Origin of the sequence: Streptomyces sp. NPDC048566, assembly GCF_043199735.1 — a bacterium.
Lineage (GTDB): Bacteria > Actinomycetota > Actinomycetes > Streptomycetales > Streptomycetaceae > Streptomyces.
The window spans coordinates 118,934-134,715 of the sequence record NZ_JBICWL010000006.1 but is presented as its reverse complement, the minus strand read 5'-3'; the positions used below and the strand labels follow the sequence as shown (position 1 = coordinate 134,715).

Genomic DNA, 15,782 nt, shown 5'->3' with positions numbered 1-15,782 from the left:
GTAATGGATGCAGGGCCCGTACTGTGGGTTCTGTTGCAGTACCTGGAGCCGGAGTCCGTCAGAAGGGGGCGCGCGAAGCCCATGAGCGGTGTCATGAAGCGTATGGGGATGATCTTCCGCGCGAAGGCGAACAAGGCCCTTGACCGGGCCGAGGACCCGCGCGAGACCCTCGATTACTCGTACCAGAAGCAGCTGGAGCTGCTCCAGAAGGTGCGCCGCGGCGTCGCCGACGTGGCGACCAGCCGCAAGCGCCTGGAACTGCAGCTCAACCAGCTCCAGGGCCAGTCCGCCAAGCTGGAGGACCAGGGGCGCAAGGCCCTCGCGCTCGGCCGCGAGGACCTGGCCCGCGAGGCGCTGTCCCGCCGCGCCGCGCTCCAGCAGCAGGTCACCGACCTGGAGACCCAGCACCAGACGCTCCAGGGCGAGGAGGAGAAGCTCACCCTCGCGGCCCAGCGCCTCCAGGCCAAGGTCGACGCCTTCCGCACGAAGAAGGAGACCATCAAGGCCACCTACACCGCGGCCCAGGCGCAGACCCGGATCGGGGAGGCCTTCTCGGGCATCTCCGAGGAGATGGGCGACGTCGGCATGGCCATCCAGCGGGCCGAGGACAAGACCGCGCAGCTCCAGGCGCGGGCCGGCGCGATCGACGAACTGCTCGCCTCCGGCGCCCTGGACGACCAGTCCGGCCTCGCCAAGGACGACATCCAGAGCGAGCTGGACCGGCTCTCGGGTGGTACGGATGTGGAGCTGGAGCTGCAGCGCATGAAGGCGGAGCTGGCCGGCGGGTCCTCGGCGCAGCAGCAGGCGATCGAGGGCGGCGCGGACCGGTCCCAGCCGTCCCCGCAGCCCCGGGACACCCCCCGTTTCGACAAGCAGTGACCGACCGGGCCCACGCCTGAGGAGGGCGACATGATCGTACGGATCATGGGGGAGGGGCAGGTGAGGCTGGACGACGCCCGCCTCACCGAGCTGAACAAGCTGGACGACGAACTGCTCGCCGAGATGGAGAGCGGCGACGAGAGCGGCTTCCGGCGCACCCTCGGTGCGCTCCTGGAAGCGGTCCGCGCGTCCGGCGTCCCGCTCCCCGACGACTCCCTGGAGCCGTCGGAACTTATCCTCCCGTCCCCGGACGCCACCCTCGACGAGGTCCGGGAGATGCTCAGCGACGACGGCCTGATCCCCGGCTGAGCCGCCCGGCCCGGCCCTTCCCCGGGGCACGCCGGCCGGACCCCGCCCGCCCCTCTGAGGGGCGGCGGGGAGCGGGCGGCGCGCCCGGAGCCTCGCGCGCCCGGAGCGGCGACCGGGCGCCACCCGCCGTCCGCCTCCCCGGCGGGCGGCGCACCGTACCGTTGGCGGGGTGAGCACCCTGGAGCGTTCGAGGGACTGGCTGCGGGCCCACCCCCTCGCCCTGGACGCCGCGCTCGCCACCGGCGTCCTCGCCTGTATGGCGGCCGGCTCCTTCGTCGACCCGCACGGCGAGAACGGCACCACCTGGAGCGCCCGCACCCCCGACGCCCTCAGCCTCGTCCTCATGGTGCTCGGCGCCGGCGCGCTCGTCCTGCGCCGCCGAGCCCCGTTGCGGATCCTCGCGGCCACCGCCGCGTTCTCGCTCGCCGAGCTGGTCACCGGCGATCCGCGGGCCCCCGTCGTCATGTCCGCCGTCGTGGCGCTGTTCACCGTGGCCTCCACGACCGACCGCCCCACGACCTGGCGGGTCGGGCTGGTCACCATGACCGTCCTGACCGCCGTCGCCATGCTCGCGGGACCGCTGCCCTGGTACGCCCAGGAGAACCTCGGCATCTTCGCCTGGACCGGCATGGCCGCCGCGGCGGGCGACGCCGTGCGCAGCCGGCGCGCCTTCGTCGACGCCATCCGCGAGCGCGCCGAGCGTGCCGAGCGCACCCGCGAGGAGGAGGCGCGCCGTCGCGTCGCCGAGGAGCGGCTGCGCATCGCCCGCGACCTGCACGACGTCGTCGCCCACCACATCGCCCTCGTCAACGTGCAGGCCGGGGTCGCCTCCCACGTCATGGACAAGCGGCCCGACCAGGCCAAGGAGGCCCTCGGCCACGTCCGCGAGGCCAGCCGGTCCGCGCTGAACGAGCTGCGCGCCACCGTGGGCCTGCTGCGCCAGACCGGCGACCCCGAGGCGCCCACCGAACCCGCCCCGGGCCTGGCCCGGCTGGACGAACTCGCCGACACCTTCCGCAACGCCGGCCTGCCCGTCGAGGTGGCCCGCTCCGACCAGGGCGACCCGCTGCCCGCCGCCGTCGACCTCGCCGCGTACCGGGTCATCCAGGAGGCGCTGACCAACGTGCGCAAGCACGCCGGCACCGCGGCGAAGGCCGAGGTCAGCGTCGTGCGGGTGGGGACGCGGGTGGAGGTGACCGTCCTCGACGGCGGGCCCGGCGCCGGCCCCGCGCACGGGCCCGGACCCGAGGCGGACACCGGCCCCCGGGAGGGCGGCGGCCACGGCCTGCTCGGCATGCGCGAACGGGTCACCGCGATCGGCGGGAGCTGCACGGCCGGTCCCCGCTTCGGGGGCGGCTTCCGCGTCCATGCGATCCTTCCCGTCGAGAACCGCGCGCCTGCCCTGGGGGACCCCGTATGACCATCCGCGTCGTGCTCGCCGACGACCAGGCGCTGCTGCGCAGCGCGTTCCGCGTGCTGGTCGACTCCGAGCCGGACATGGAGGTGGTCGGGGAGGCGTCCGACGGCGCCGAGGCGGTCGCGGTGACCCGGAGCGAGCGGGCCGACGTCGTGCTGATGGACATCCGGATGCCGGGGACGGACGGCCTCGCCGCCACCCGGCTGATCACCGCCGATCCGGGCCTCGCGCACGTCCGGGTGGTGATGCTGACGACCTTCGAGGTCGACGAGTACGTCGTGCGGTCGCTGCGGGCGGGCGCGTCCGGCTTCCTCGGCAAGGGGGCCGAACCGGGCGAGCTGCTGAGCGCCATCCGGATCGCGGCGGACGGCGACGCGCTGCTCTCCCCGGTCGCGACCAAGGGCCTGATCGCCCGGTTCCTCGCGCGGGGCGACGACCCCGAGGACGGTCCCGGCCCGGCCGGGGCCGCCCGGCTCGCCGCGCTCACCGGCCGCGAGCGCGAGGTCCTCGTCCAGGTCGCCGGCGGGCTCTCCAACGACGGGATCGCCGAACGCCTCGACGTCAGCCCGCTCACGGTGAAGACGCACGTCAACCGGGCCATGGCCAAGCTGGGCGCCCGCGACCGGGCGCAACTGGTCGTCATCGCGTACGAGTCGGGCCTGGTCCGTCCCCGGGGGGAGTGAGGTCCAGCGGGGCGCACCCCGGCCCGGAGCGGGTTCCGCGCCGGGAAGTGGGCACGGGGCCGCCTGGGCCGACCGCACCGGCGCGGCCGGCGCGGACCCCGCGGCGCGTCCCGGCGGCCCCGAGACCCCCCCCGCGGGCGCCGCGGCCCGGACCGGCGGTCCGGGCGGCTCCACCCGCGGTCCTGCCACCCGACCCGGCGGTCCGCGCGGCACGTCGAACTCCGCCGCGGACGTCCGGCGGTCACGAAAGCGGCGAAGCGGTCGGCGACCCGCCGTCGCAGAGCAGCCCCCGGTGACGAGCCCGGCGCGGAGCCCGGGACCGCGAGGACGGCGAGGCCCCCCGGAGCCGGCCGCGGCCCGGCGGGTCGCGCACGAAGGCCCCGGGTCCCGGCGTTCACCCGCCGGGCCCGGGGCCTTGGCCGCCCCCGAGGACGGGACGGGCTACGGCAGCGCCAGCATCCGCTCCAGCGCCAGCTTGGCGTACGCCTCGGTCTCCTGGTCGACCTCGATCCGGTTGACCAGGCTGCCCTCGGCGAGGGACTCCAGGGTCCACACCAGATGGGGCAGGTCGATGCGGTTCATCGTGGAGCAGAAGCAGACCGTCTTGTCGAGGAAGACGATCTCCTTGCCCTCGGGCGCGAAGCGCCGCGCGAGACGCCGCACGAGGTTCAGCTCCGTGCCGATCGCCCACTTCGAGCCGGCCGGTGCCGCCTCCAGCGTCTTGATGATGTACTCGGTGGAACCCACCAGATCGGCCGCCGCGACGACCTCGTGCCGGCACTCGGGGTGCACCAGCACGTTGACGCCGGGGATGCGCTCGCGCACGTCGTTCACCGAGTCGAGGCTGAACCGGCCGTGCACCGAGCAGTGGCCGCGCCACAGGATCATCTTCGCGTCGCGGAGCTGCTCCGGGGTCAGGCCGCCGCCCGGCTTGTGCGGGTTGTAGAGCACGCAGTCGTCCAGGGACAGGCCCATGTCGCGGACGGCGGTGTTGCGCCCGAGGTGCTGGTCGGGCAGGAAGAGCACCTTGGACCCCTGCTCGAAGGCCCACTCCAGCGCCCGCTCGGCGTTCGACGAGGTGCAGATCGTGCCGCCGTGCCGGCCCGTGAACGCCTTGATGTCGGCGGACGAGTTCATGTACGAGACGGGGACGACCTGGTCGGCCACGCCGGCCTCGGTCAGCACGTCCCAGCACTCGGCGACCTGCTCGGCGGTGGCCATGTCGGCCATCGAGCAGCCCGCGGCCAGGTCCGGCAGCACGACCTTCTGGTCGTCGCCGGTGAGGATGTCGGCCGACTCGGCCATGAAGTGCACACCGCAGAAGACGATGTACTCGGCCTCCGGCCGGGCGGCGGCGTCCCGCGCCAGCTTGAAGGAGTCGCCGGTCACGTCCGCGAACTGGATGACCTCGTCGCGCTGGTAGTGGTGCCCGAGCACGAAGACCTTGTCGCCGAGCTTCTCCTTCGCCGCGCGGGCCCGCTCGACCAGGTCGGGGTCGGACGGCGAGGGCAGGTCACCGGGGCACTCGACGCCGCGCTCGCTCCTCGGGTCGGCCTCGCGGCCGAGCAGCAGCAGGGCGAGGGGCGTCGGAGTTACGTCGAGATCCTGGGTCTGGGCGGTGGTCACGACACGCACCCTTTCTGTTCCGCGGCTCGCCGGGCCCGCGGTGCGGGGCCGGCGGAACGATGCCTTTTCGTCTAAATGACGCTATCTATCATAACCGCTTCACGTCATGTTGACGATGTCCATCGTGTCCATGTGACGTGAATCCCGGCCGCCGTCGTGGCGGGTGGCGCCCCCGCGGCAGCCGGTGCCCGGCCGCGGGTGGGGTTGTCCACAGGCCGTGGCCCGTGCGGAGGCGGGTGTGCGAGCATGAACGGAGAAGGCAAAGACACGCACACGGCCCGGAATGAATCCGCGGCCCCGCCGGTTGCAACCGTCGGCAAGCAGTCTCCGTACAACCCGGGAGAGAAGCAGATGTCCGTATCGGACGAGACCACCACCGTGAGCGACGGCATCATCCTGTCCGACGCCGCCGCGGCCAAGGTCAAGGCCCTGCTCGACCAGGAAGGCCGTGAGGACCTGGCGCTGCGCGTCGCCGTTCAGCCCGGCGGCTGCTCCGGCCTGCGGTACCAGCTGTTCTTCGACGAGCGCTCCCTCGACGGCGACGTCGTGAAGGACTTCGACGGCGTCAAGGTCGTCACCGACCGCATGAGCGCCCCGTACCTGGGCGGCGCCTCCATCGACTTCGTGGACACCATCGAGAAGCAGGGCTTCACGATCGACAACCCGAACGCGACGGGCTCCTGCGCCTGCGGCGACTCCTTCAGCTAGGACGCCCGGCCGGGCCCGGCAGCCACCGGGCCCCGGGGTCGACCCGCGCCGACCGCCCGAGCCGTTCCCGCGGCCCGGGGAGCGTCCGGCGATCCGGACAGCCGCGCGTACGGACGAAGACGGCGCCTCCCGGCAGGGAGGACGCCGTCTTCGCGTGTTCCGGGCCGGGCGCGGGCGGCGCGCGCCCGGAGGCAAGCGGGCCGGTGGCCGTCCTCGGGCCCGCCCTCACCGCGCGCTGTCGCCCTCCCGGGCTCAGCCGCCGGCGGGCGCCGTCCCGCGTCCGGACGCCGTCGGCCGTAGGCCCGCTCCCGGTCGCACCGGGAGCCGTCGCGTGCCCCGGCCCGCCCGCCGCCGGGAGATGCCGACCCCGCCCGCCGCCGGGGGATGCCGTCCCCGCCCGGTCCGCCCGCTCCGGCCACGCGGTGTTCCCCGGGGTGTCGTCAGCGCGGTCCCGGCTCGATCGACGCCGACGCCTCCGGCATCGTCACCCGACCCTGGTGGATCGCCCGGCCGTCGCTGCCGAGGACGGTCCGGCCGTCCAGGGGGGAGTCCAGCCGCACCGTCCGCTCGTAGAGCTTGGCGATCATGATGCAGGTCCTGCCCCGCTCGGGCTTCTCGGTGACGTCGACGGTCACCGTCCGCCCGGTCTCCTTCACCGTCACCGTGTAGTCGGAGCAGACCCCGCCGGTGAAGGCGACCGTCAGCTCCCGGCCGTCCGCCGTGTACCCCTGCACGTGCACGTCCCGCGAGGCGACCGGGGGGGACGAGGCGGACGGATCACCCGGCGACGTCGGGGCCGGGGTCGGCTGTCCCGGCGTGTCCGGGGCGGCCAGGAACCGCGGGTCCACCGCGGGATGCGTCACCGTGTAGGCGTCTCCCGCATCAGCCGCCCGCACCTCGAACAGCCACGACGGCACCAGCGCCTGCCGGCCGTTCGCCCGGTGCGCCGCCAGCCCGAACGTCGCCTTCTCCACGGTCGCCGTCCGCGTCGAGGGCGCGGAGGTGGGGTGCTCGCACGGCATCTCGTACCGGTCCTTGAGCGGCATGGGGCTCGCGCAGCCGCCGATGCCCATGCGCCCGCGCGCCGACGGCGAGGCGCCCGAGGGCCGCCCGTTCATCCTGTCCAGCGTGCGCCGCGCGCTCAGGACGGGATAGCGGTCGCCCTCCACCGGCGCCTTCAACCGGCCGCTCCCGCCGATGACCCGGCCCTCCCCGTCGACGCGGATGCCGGTCGTCCACCCGTGGGTCGGCAGGCCGCCCACCACCGGGTCGGCGTTCACCACCCGTACCCGGTCCATGAGCTGACTCGCGTCGAGCCGGGCGTCGTCCTGCCCGGACGCGGCGAGGACGGGGGCCGCGGCCTTCTTCGCCGCCGCCTCGCTCACCGGACCCGGTCCCGTGCCCGGCCGGTCGCCGGTGCCGCCCGGACCGCACGCCTTGCCGCGCGGGCAGTCGTCGGTCCCGGGCACGAACCGGCTGAACGTCCAGACCCCCGGCGCCTCCACGCCGACCCGCAGAACGGGCTCGGAGCCGTCCTTCACCGCACCGACCGTCCAGGCGCCCCCTGCCAGCCGGGGCGTGCCCGCGAGATCCAGGGCCTTCGCGAGGCGCTCCACCTCCGCCCGGGAGACCCGGCCCTCGGCCCAGTACACCGGCGCGGAGTCGGGGCCCGAGGGCAGGGCGCCCTCGGCGCGGTAGGTCGTGCCGTAGGGATCGGGCTCGCCGGGGGCGATGCCGTTCGTGCCGCCGGTGGCTCCGGTGGACGTGGTGATCTCGGAGTAGCCGTCCAGGGCGAGCGGCGGGGGAGTGCCGTCGCCACCGGGAGCCCCCGCGGAGCCGCCGCCGGCGGCGCTCGTCGCGACGTACGCCCCGCCGCCACCGACGAGCAGCACCGCCGAGGCGACCGCGACGATCGCGGAGGTGTGCCGGCGGCGCGGCGCCGCCGGAGCGTCGCCCCCGCCGCGGACCTCCGCGATCTCCCGGTCGCCTGCGCTCTCCCGGACACTCCCGGACTCCCGGTCCTCCGCGCGCCGGGCGCCCGGCGACGCGCCGGCGCCCGCGGGGAGGCTCCCGTCCCGCCCGCCGTCGTCCCCGCCGTCGTCCCCGCCGGGCTCCGCGGTGCTGTCGTCGCCGGTGCCCGCCACGGGGCGTCCGGTGTCCTCCGCGGTGCCCTCGACAGGACTCCCGCCCGCACTCTCGACGGGGTCGGTCGCGTCGTTGTCGGGTCGCTCGGTGCTCACCGCATCGCTCCTTCGGCTCCACTGCTGTCCCCGGGCCGGGTCCGCGCCGAGGCGGGCTCCACGGGGTCGTACACCGCATCCCCCTTACAGGGGACGGCGATGGGACGCAGCGGGGGAGCGCGCGGTTCCCCGCGGGCGCTCCGCGTCCTTCACCCGATCGGCGCCACCGGTCTCTCACCCGTTCGGCGGCGCCGGTCCGGCGGCACGCGTCAGTCGCCGTAGTCGGACATCCCCTCCAGCAGCCGCGCGGAGGCGGGCGGCACGCTCACTCCGTGGATGAGCGCGGGGGAGACGGGGAGCACGGAGACCGCCTCGGGGGCCGCCCAGTTCCCGGCCATCCGGGCGCAGTCGCCCCGCAGCGTGGCGAGATCGCCGTCCGGTTCGCCGACCGGGCCGAGCACTGCGGAGCCGGGCACCTTGAGATTCGTCATACGGGAACCGTATGCACGGCCGCCGCGACGAAGAAAGATCTACTATCGGGTAGTTTTGCCCGCTTCAGGGGTCCGGTGCCGACCCGGTAGCGTTAACTGTCAATCCCTTCCCCTCGCAGGAGCGTGTCCTCGCCGTGCGTATCGCAGTCACCGGCTCCATCGCCACCGACCACCTCATGACCTTTCCCGGCCGTTTCGCCGACCAGTTGGTCGCGGACCAGCTGCACACGGTCTCCCTCTCCTTCCTGGTCGACAACCTCGACGTCCGCCGGGGCGGGGTCGGCGCGAACATCGCGTTCGGCATGGGCCAGCTCGGCACCCGGCCGATCCTCGTCGGCGCGGCCGGATCCGACTTCGCCGACTACCGCGCCTGGCTGGAGCGCAACGGCGTCGACACCGACTCCGTGCGGATCTCCGAGGTGCTGCACACCGCGCGCTTCGTCTGCACGACGGACGCCGACCACAACCAGATCGGCTCCTTCTACACCGGCGCGATGAGCGAGGCCCGCCTCATCGAGCTCAAGTCGGTCGCGGACCGGGTCGGCGGCCTGGACCTGGTGCTGATCGGCGCGGACGACCCCGAGGGGATGCTGCGCCACACCGAGGAGTGCCGCTCGCGCGCCATTGCGTTCGCCGCCGACTTCTCGCAGCAGATCGCCCGGATGAACGGCGACGAGATCCGGATACTGCTGGACGGCGCCACGTACCTGTTCTCCAACGAGTACGAGAAGGGGCTCATCGAGTCCAAGACCGGCTGGAGCGACCGGGAGATCCTCGCCAAGGTCGGCCACCGGGTGACCACCCTCGGCGCGCGGGGCGTGCGCATCGAGCGCGACGGGGAGGACCCGATCGAGGTCGGCTGCCCGGAGGAGGAGCTGAAGGCCGACCCGACCGGTGTCGGCGACGCGTTCCGCGCCGGCTTCCTGTCCGGGCTCGCCTGGGGTGTCTCGCACGAGCGCGCCGCCCAGGTCGGCTGCATGCTGGCCACCCTGGTCATCGAGACGGTCGGCACGCAGGAGTACCAGCTGCGCCGGGCGCACTTCATGGATCGCTTCACCAAGGCGTACGGCCACGAGGCCGCCGCCGAGGTGCAGGCGCACCTCTCCTAGAGGGCCGGCCCGGACCCCGTCCGCGGGGCCGGGCCGACCCCGCCGCTCCCACCTCCCGTCTCCCGCGAGACGCGACCGGAGGCCGGTACCGCCGCGTTCGTCCCCGTCCGCCGGACGGTTCGCCCCGCTTGCGCAGCCGCGGCGGGTGGCGGCGGCCGGGCACCGCGCCCGACGGCCGCGGCCTGCCGTTGGCGTCCGCGGTCAGGACAGCCGGCGCACCACGTAGACGGCGCCGCGCTCCGCCGGCTCCTCGCCGACGTACTCCTGCCCGCGCATGTCGCACCACGCCGGGATGTCGAGCCGGGCCGCCTCGTCGTCGGCGAGGACCCGGACGGTGCCGCCGACCGGTACGTCCCCGATGACCTTGGCCAGCTCGATGACGGGGATCGGGCACCGCCGGCCCAGGGCGTCGACCACGACCGCGTCGGCCGGGGCGGACGAGGGCGTCGCCTCCGTCGGCGCGCCCAGCTTCTCGCGCACCGCAGCGACCGTCCCCGGCAGCACGGACAGGAACCGCTCGACGTCCTCCCGCCCGGTGCCCGGCGGCAGCGACACCCGGACGTTCCCCTCGCTCAGGACGCCCATGGCCTCCAGGACATGGCTGGGCGTGAGCGTGCTGCTGGTGCACGAGGAGCCCGAGGACACGGAGAAGCCCGCCCGGTCCAGCTCGTGCAGCAGTGTCTCCCCGTCGACATAGAGACACGAGAAGGTGACGATGCCCGGCAGCCGGCGCACCGGGTCGCCCACCACCTCGACGTCCGGGACCAGGCCCGGCACCCGGGCGCGGATCCGCTCCGTCAGCTCCCGCAGCCGCGCCGCCTCCCGCGCGGCCTCCGCGTGGACCGCGCGCAGCGAGGCAGCCGCCGCCACGACGGCCGGGATGTTCTCGAAACCGGGCGCCCGCCCCGACTCCCGCTCGTCCGCGGGCCCTTGGGGGGCGAAGCGGGTGCCCTTGCGCACCACGAGCAGCCCGACGCCCGACGGCCCGCCCCATTTGTGGGCACTCGCCGTCAGCAGCGACCAGTCGCCCTTCACCCGGCCCCAGCCCAGCGACTGCGCGGCGTCCACCAGAAGCGGCACGCCCGCCCCCCGGCACACCTGTGCCACCTCGGCCACCGGCTGTTCCGTGCCCACCTCGTGGTTGGCGGACTGGAGGCAGGCCAGCGCGGTGCCCTCGCCCATGGCCCGCGCGTAGCCGGAGGGGGACACCCGGCCCGTCCGGTCCACCGGGACATGCGTCACCGTGCCGCCCGCCGCCTCGTGGGCCTGCGCCGAATGGAGTACCGACGCGTGTTCGACGGCCGACACGATCAGGTGGCTTCCGGTCCGCCGCCGGCCGGCCAGCGCGCCGGCGACACCGCTGTGCACGGCCCGGGTCCCGGACGGGGTGAAGGACAGCTCGTCCGGGCGGCAGCCCACCGCGTCGGCCGCCGCCTCGCGCGCGGCGTCGAGCAGCAGCCGGGCCCGCCGGCCCTCCCGGTACAGCCGGGCGGGGTCGGCCCAGCCCTCGTCGAGCGAGGCCTGGAGGGCCTGGCGGGCGACGGGGTGCAGCGGAGCCGCGGACGCGGCGTCGAAGTAGGACACCCCACCACGCTAGTCCGTCGCCCCGAAGGGGCCGTCAGAAGGCATCCGGAGTGGGGCATTCCAGGTGTATCGCGAGGGCCCCACCGGGCAAACGGCACTCCTTCGGGGAGTCGGGCGGCGCGTTGGGCACCCTCCCCGCGCGACCCCAAATAGCGTCCAGTAGGGTTTGGTCCGCATAAACATCCAAACCCCTGCCCGACGCAGGGCGGCGACCGACCAGCGAGAAGGCCGCAGCCAACAGCGCGGGCGAGACTCTCGGGAAGGCGCTACGTGAGTCCCAACGGCTCCGACCTCCCCCACGCCCTGGGGGGCGCGGGCGGTACCCCCACGCCGCGGCGCCCGATGCGGCGGAAGCTGCTGCAGGCAATGACTGCGGGCCTGGTCCTGGCGACAGCCACTGGTTGCTCGTACAACTGGGAAGACTTCCCCCGCCTTGGTATGCCCACCCCGGTGACGGACGAGGCTCCGCGGATCCTCTCCCTCTGGCAGGGCTCGTGGGCGGCCGCGCTCGCCACGGGCGTGCTGGTCTGGGGCCTGATCCTGTGGAGCGTCGTCTTCCACCGGCGCAGCCGGACCAAGGTCGAGGTTCCTCAGCAGACCCGGTACAACATGCCCATCGAGGCGCTGTACACCGTGGTCCCGCTCATCATCGTCTCGGTGCTGTTCTACTTCACCGCCCGCGACGAGACGAAGCTGCTCAGCCTCGACAAGAAGCCCGACGTCACGGTCAACGTGGTCGGCTTCCAGTGGAGCTGGGGCTTCAACTACGTCGCGGACGTCCCCGGCTCGACCGGGAACGCCAAGACGGACCCGAACCTGGCGGCGATTCCCGACCGGTTCAAGAAGGACTTCCCGGCCGACGCCGGCGGTGTCTACGAGGTCGGCACGCCCGGCACGAAGAACCCGCAGACCAAGAACCCGGGTCCGACCCTCTGGCTGCCCAAGGGCAAGACGGTCCGCTTCGTCCTCACGTCGCGTGACGTCATCCACTCCTTCTGGGTGGTGCCGTTCCTCATGAAGCAGGACGTCATCCCGGGGCACACCAACTCCTTCCAGGTGACCCCGAACCACGAGGGCACCTTCCTGGGCAAGTGCGCCGAGCTCTGCGGCGTCGACCACTCCCGGATGCTCTTCAACGTGAAGGTCGTCTCCCCCGAGCGCTACGAGGCCCACCTCAAGGAGCTCGCGGCGAAGGGACAGACCGGTTACGTCCCGGCCGGCATTGAGCAGACGGGCCACGAGAAGAACCGGGAGACGAACAACCTGTGAGCATCCTCAACGAACCCCAGGGTGCCGACGCAGCCGAATCCTCCTACGAGAGCGAGCTGCCGGTTCGGCGCAAGCAGCCGGGTAGTGTCGTGATCAAGTGGCTCACCACCACCGACCACAAGACGATCGGCACGCTCTACCTGGTCACGTCGTTCGCGTTCTTCTGCATCGGCGGCGTCATGGCGCTGCTGATGCGGGCCGAACTGGCGCGGCCCGGGCTGCAGATCATGTCGAACGAGCAGTTCAACCAGGCGTTCACGATGCACGGCACGATCATGCTGCTGATGTTCGCGACGCCGCTGTTCGCCGGATTCACGAACTGGATCATGCCGCTCCAGATCGGCGCGCCCGACGTGGCGTTCCCGCGGCTGAACATGTTCGCCTACTGGCTCTACCTGTTCGGCTCGACGATCGCGGTCGGTGGCTTCCTCACCCCGCAGGGCGCGGCCGACTTCGGCTGGTTCGCCTACAGCCCGCTCTCCGACGCGGTCCGCTCGCCGGGCATCGGCGCTGACATGTGGATCATGGGTCTGGCCTTCTCCGGCTTCGGCACCATCCTCGGCGCGGTCAACTTCATCACCACGATCATCTGCATGCGCGCGCCCGGCATGACGATGTTCCGCATGCCGATCTTCGTCTGGAACGTGCTGCTCACCGCCGTGCTGGTGCTGCTCGCCTTCCCCGTCCTCGCGGCGGCCCTGTTCGCCCTGGAGGCGGACCGAAAATTCGGGGCCCACGTCTTCGACGCGGCCAACGGCGGAGCGCTGCTGTGGCAGCACCTCTTCTGGTTCTTCGGCCATCCCGAGGTGTACATCATCGCGCTGCCGTTCTTCGGCATCATCTCCGAGGTCATCCCGGTCTTCTCCCGCAAGCCGATGTTCGGCTACATGGGCCTGATCGGCGCGACCATCGCGATCGCGGGCCTGTCGGTGACGGTGTGGGCGCACCACATGTACGTCACCGGCGGTGTGCTGCTGCCGTTCTTCTCCTTCATGACGTTCCTCATCGCGGTCCCGACCGGCGTGAAGTTCTTCAACTGGATCGGCACGATGTGGAAGGGCTCGCTGTCCTTCGAGACACCGATGCTCTGGGCCGTCGGCTTCCTCATCACCTTCACCTTCGGTGGTCTGACCGGCGTCATCCTGGCCTCGCCGCCGATGGACTTCCACGTCTCCGACTCCTACTTCGTGGTGGCGCACTTCCACTACGTGGTGTTCGGCACCGTGGTGTTCGCGATGTTCTCCGGCTTCCACTTCTGGTGGCCGAAGATGACCGGCAAGATGCTCGACGAGCGCCTCGGCAAGATCACCTTCTGGACGCTGTTCATCGGCTTCCACGGCACGTTCCTGGTGCAGCACTGGCTGGGCGCCGAGGGCATGCCGCGCCGGTACGCGGACTACCTCGCGGCCGACGGCTTCACCGCGCTGAACACGATCTCCACGATCAGCTCGTTCCTGCTCGGCCTGTCGATCCTGCCGTTCCTCTACAACGTGTGGAAGACGGCGAAGTACGGCAAGAAGGTCGAGGTCGACGACCCGTGGGGCTACGGCCGCTCGCTGGAGTGGGCCACCTCGTGCCCGCCGCCGCGGCACAACTTCATCACCCTGCCGCGGATCCGCAGTGAATCCCCGGCGTTCGACCTGCACCACCCCGAGATCGCCGCGCTCGAACAGCTCGAGCACGCCGGTCACGGTTCGTCGGCTCTGGCTGGTGGCAAGGAGGCCGGCAAGTGAAGGTCCAAGGAAAGATGTTCCTCTGGCTCTCCGCGTTCATCCTCGTCATGGGGATCGTCTACGGAGTCTGGTCCAAGGAGCCGGCCGGCACCACGGCCCTCTTCATGGGCTTCGGCCTGAGCGTCATGATCGGCTACTACCTGGCCTTCACGGCCCGGCGGGTCGACAAGATGGCGCAGGACAACAAGGAGGCCGACGTCGCGGACGAGGCCGGCGAGGTGGGCTTCTTCAGCCCGCACAGCTGGCAGCCGCTCGCGCTCGGCGTCGGCGGTGCCCTGGCCTTCATGGGCGTCGTCTTCGGCTGGTGGCTGCTCTACTTCTCGGCCCCGATCATCCTGATCGGCCTGTGGGGCTGGGTCTTCGAGTACTACCACGGCGAGAACCGCACGCAGTAGCACGCGCAGCACCCCGGGGAGCCCGGACACTCCGTCAGGAGGGTCCGGGCTCCCTCGTTTGCCACGCCCCGCGTCCCTCGCTCGGCCCACCCGGCGCGCCGTACCGGGCGGGCGTCCATAGCGTGAGCCCATGAGCCACTCACCGCGCATCCGCACGGTCGTCAGCTGCACCGCGCTGGTGGTCGCCCTCGGAGCGGCCGCCACCGCCTGCGGCTCCGACGACCACCCGCTCTCGGCGAAGCCGTACGACGCGGCGGGACAGATCTCGTTCAGCGGCCCCGTCGGAGAGAAGAAGCCCGGCAAGGTCGACCCCGACAAGCCGCTCGTCATCACCTCCGACGACGACGGGCGCATCACCGACGTGACGGCCACCGACGCCTCAGGGCGCTACGTGGCGGGCGAGCTGGCCGCCGACGGCGCTCGCTGGCACAGCACCTCCCCACTGGCCGCAGGAGCCCACTACACGGTCCGGGTGAGCACCGAGGACGAGGACGGCGCCCCGGGCCGCAAGGTCGTCGGCTTCGACACCGGCACGCCCAAGACCAAGAAGACGCTCGACGTCACCTTCGGCCCCAAGGCCGGCAAGTACGGCGTCGGCCAGCCCGTCACCGCCGAGCTGAGCGCCCCCGTCAAGGACAAGGCGGCCCGCGCGGTCGTCGAGCGCGCCCTCAAGGTCGACTCCACCCCCGCGGTGGAGGGCGCCTGGCACTGGGTGGACGACAAGACGCTCCACTACCGGCCCAAGGAGTACTGGCCGACCCACGCGACCATAACCGCGCACAGCAACCTGGGCGGTATCAAGATCGGCGACCGGCTGTGGGGCGGCAACGCCAAGACGCTGAAGATCACCACGGGCGACCGGCTGATCGCCCTCACCGACGCCGCCACGCACACGCTGACCGTCTACCGCAACGGCGAGCAGATCAACCAGATCCCCGTCACCACCGGCAAGCCCGGCTTCGACACCCGCAACGGCGTCAAGGTGGTGCTGGGCAAGGAGTACTTCGTACGGATGCGCGGCACCAGCATCGGCATCGCCGAGGGCAGCGCGGACTCCTACGACCTGCCGGTGTACTACGCCACCCGGGTCACCTGGAGCGGCGAGTACGTGCACGCCGCCCCCTGGTCCACCGGCTCCCAGGGGTACGCCAACGTCAGCCACGGCTGCACCGGCATGAGCACCAGCAACGCCGAGTGGTTCTTCGACACGTTCAACGTCGGCGACATCGTCAAGGTGGTCAACTCCGACGGTGACACGATGGACGCGTTCGGCAACGGCTTCGGCGACTGGAACCTCGGCTGGAAGAGCTGGCGCGACGGCAGTGCCCTGGTGGGCGGCTCCGCGGACGCCCCGAACCCGGCCGAGCGCGCGAGACTCCGCCCCGAGAGTGTGTGAGGC

Annotated in this window: 14 protein-coding genes; 10 read left to right on the top strand and 4 right to left on the bottom strand. The window is 72.6% G+C overall.

The genetic code is table 11. The features are described 5' to 3' along the window. Window positions 1-81: 81 nt before the first annotated feature. The 4 genes from ACGFS9_RS13055 to ACGFS9_RS13040 all read left to right on the top strand — a co-directional run bounded on the left by ACGFS9_RS13055 (window position 82) and on the right by ACGFS9_RS13040 (window position 3,288). Window positions 82-879, top strand: a complete 798-nt coding sequence (locus tag ACGFS9_RS13055; protein WP_393252810.1) for a PspA/IM30 family protein — start codon at window positions 82-84, stop codon at window positions 877-879. 30 nt (window positions 880-909) lie between these two features. Beyond that, window positions 910-1,188 carry a hypothetical protein gene (locus tag ACGFS9_RS13050; protein WP_393252808.1) on the top strand — a complete coding sequence of 93 codons (279 nt, stop codon included), beginning with the start codon at window positions 910-912 and terminating at the stop codon, window positions 1,186-1,188. A gap of 169 nt (window positions 1,189-1,357) precedes the next feature. Next, complete coding sequence (locus tag ACGFS9_RS13045; RefSeq protein WP_393252807.1) at window positions 1,358-2,608, top strand: sensor histidine kinase; 1,251 nt, start codon at window positions 1,358-1,360, stop codon at window positions 2,606-2,608. Beyond that, window positions 2,605-3,288, top strand: coding sequence for a response regulator (locus tag ACGFS9_RS13040; protein WP_393252806.1), 684 nt, complete (start codon window positions 2,605-2,607; stop codon window positions 3,286-3,288). The genes ACGFS9_RS13045 and ACGFS9_RS13040 overlap by 4 nt, the downstream gene beginning before the upstream one ends. Window positions 3,289-3,729: 441 nt before the next feature. Here ACGFS9_RS13040 and nadA read toward each other — a convergent pair whose 3' ends face one another. Further along, complete coding sequence (nadA, locus tag ACGFS9_RS13035) at window positions 3,730-4,914, bottom strand: quinolinate synthase NadA (protein ID WP_393252805.1); 1,185 nt, start codon at window positions 4,912-4,914, stop codon at window positions 3,730-3,732. Window positions 4,915-5,265: 351 nt separating this feature from the next. Here nadA and ACGFS9_RS13030 point away from each other — a divergent pair, with 351 nt between their 5' ends. After that, on the top strand, window positions 5,266-5,622 hold the full coding sequence (locus ACGFS9_RS13030) for an iron-sulfur cluster assembly accessory protein (RefSeq protein ID WP_010987443.1): 357 nt from the start codon (window positions 5,266-5,268) through the stop codon (window positions 5,620-5,622). A 440-nt stretch (window positions 5,623-6,062) separates the two neighbouring features. Here the strand turns inward: ACGFS9_RS13030 and ACGFS9_RS13025 are convergent, their stop codons facing one another. Together ACGFS9_RS13025 and ACGFS9_RS13020 are read right to left on the bottom strand one after the other, a co-directional pair. Further along, window positions 6,063-7,862, bottom strand: a complete 1,800-nt coding sequence (locus tag ACGFS9_RS13025) for a hypothetical protein (RefSeq protein ID WP_393252803.1) — start codon at window positions 7,860-7,862, stop codon at window positions 6,063-6,065. A gap of 209 nt (window positions 7,863-8,071) precedes the next feature. Further along, entirely contained in the window at window positions 8,072-8,293 is a 222-nt protein-coding gene (locus tag ACGFS9_RS13020; protein WP_393252802.1) for a hypothetical protein, read from the bottom strand. Window positions 8,294-8,427: 134 nt separating this feature from the next. Here ACGFS9_RS13020 and ACGFS9_RS13015 point away from each other — a divergent pair, with 134 nt between their 5' ends. Continuing rightward, window positions 8,428-9,402, top strand: coding sequence for a carbohydrate kinase family protein (locus tag ACGFS9_RS13015; RefSeq protein ID WP_393252801.1), 975 nt, complete (start codon window positions 8,428-8,430; stop codon window positions 9,400-9,402). Window positions 9,403-9,603: 201 nt separating this feature from the next. Here ACGFS9_RS13015 and ACGFS9_RS13010 read toward each other — a convergent pair whose 3' ends face one another. Continuing rightward, window positions 9,604-10,986, bottom strand: coding sequence for a cysteine desulfurase/sulfurtransferase TusA family protein (locus ACGFS9_RS13010; protein WP_393252800.1), 1,383 nt, complete (start codon window positions 10,984-10,986; stop codon window positions 9,604-9,606). Between the two features lie 270 nt (window positions 10,987-11,256). Here ACGFS9_RS13010 and coxB point away from each other — a divergent pair, with 270 nt between their 5' ends. From coxB to ACGFS9_RS12990, 4 genes are all read left to right on the top strand, one after another. Then, on the top strand, window positions 11,257-12,255 hold the full coding sequence (gene coxB, locus ACGFS9_RS13005) for a cytochrome c oxidase subunit II (protein WP_393252799.1): 999 nt from the start codon (window positions 11,257-11,259) through the stop codon (window positions 12,253-12,255). Beyond that, window positions 12,252-13,988 carry a cytochrome c oxidase subunit I gene (gene ctaD, locus ACGFS9_RS13000; RefSeq protein WP_393252798.1) on the top strand — a complete coding sequence of 579 codons (1,737 nt, stop codon included), beginning with the start codon at window positions 12,252-12,254 and terminating at the stop codon, window positions 13,986-13,988. The genes coxB and ctaD overlap by 4 nt, the downstream gene beginning before the upstream one ends. Next, window positions 13,985-14,383: a cytochrome c oxidase subunit 4 gene (locus tag ACGFS9_RS12995; protein ID WP_393252797.1), complete on the top strand. Its 399-nt coding sequence runs from the start codon at window positions 13,985-13,987 to the stop codon at window positions 14,381-14,383. Before ctaD ends, ACGFS9_RS12995 begins: the two co-directional genes overlap by 4 nt. Before the next feature lie 130 nt (window positions 14,384-14,513). Next, a complete protein-coding gene (locus tag ACGFS9_RS12990; protein ID WP_393252795.1) occupies window positions 14,514-15,779 on the top strand; it encodes an Ig-like domain-containing protein in 1,266 nt (421 codons plus the stop codon). The last annotated feature ends 3 nt before the right edge of the window (window positions 15,780-15,782 follow it).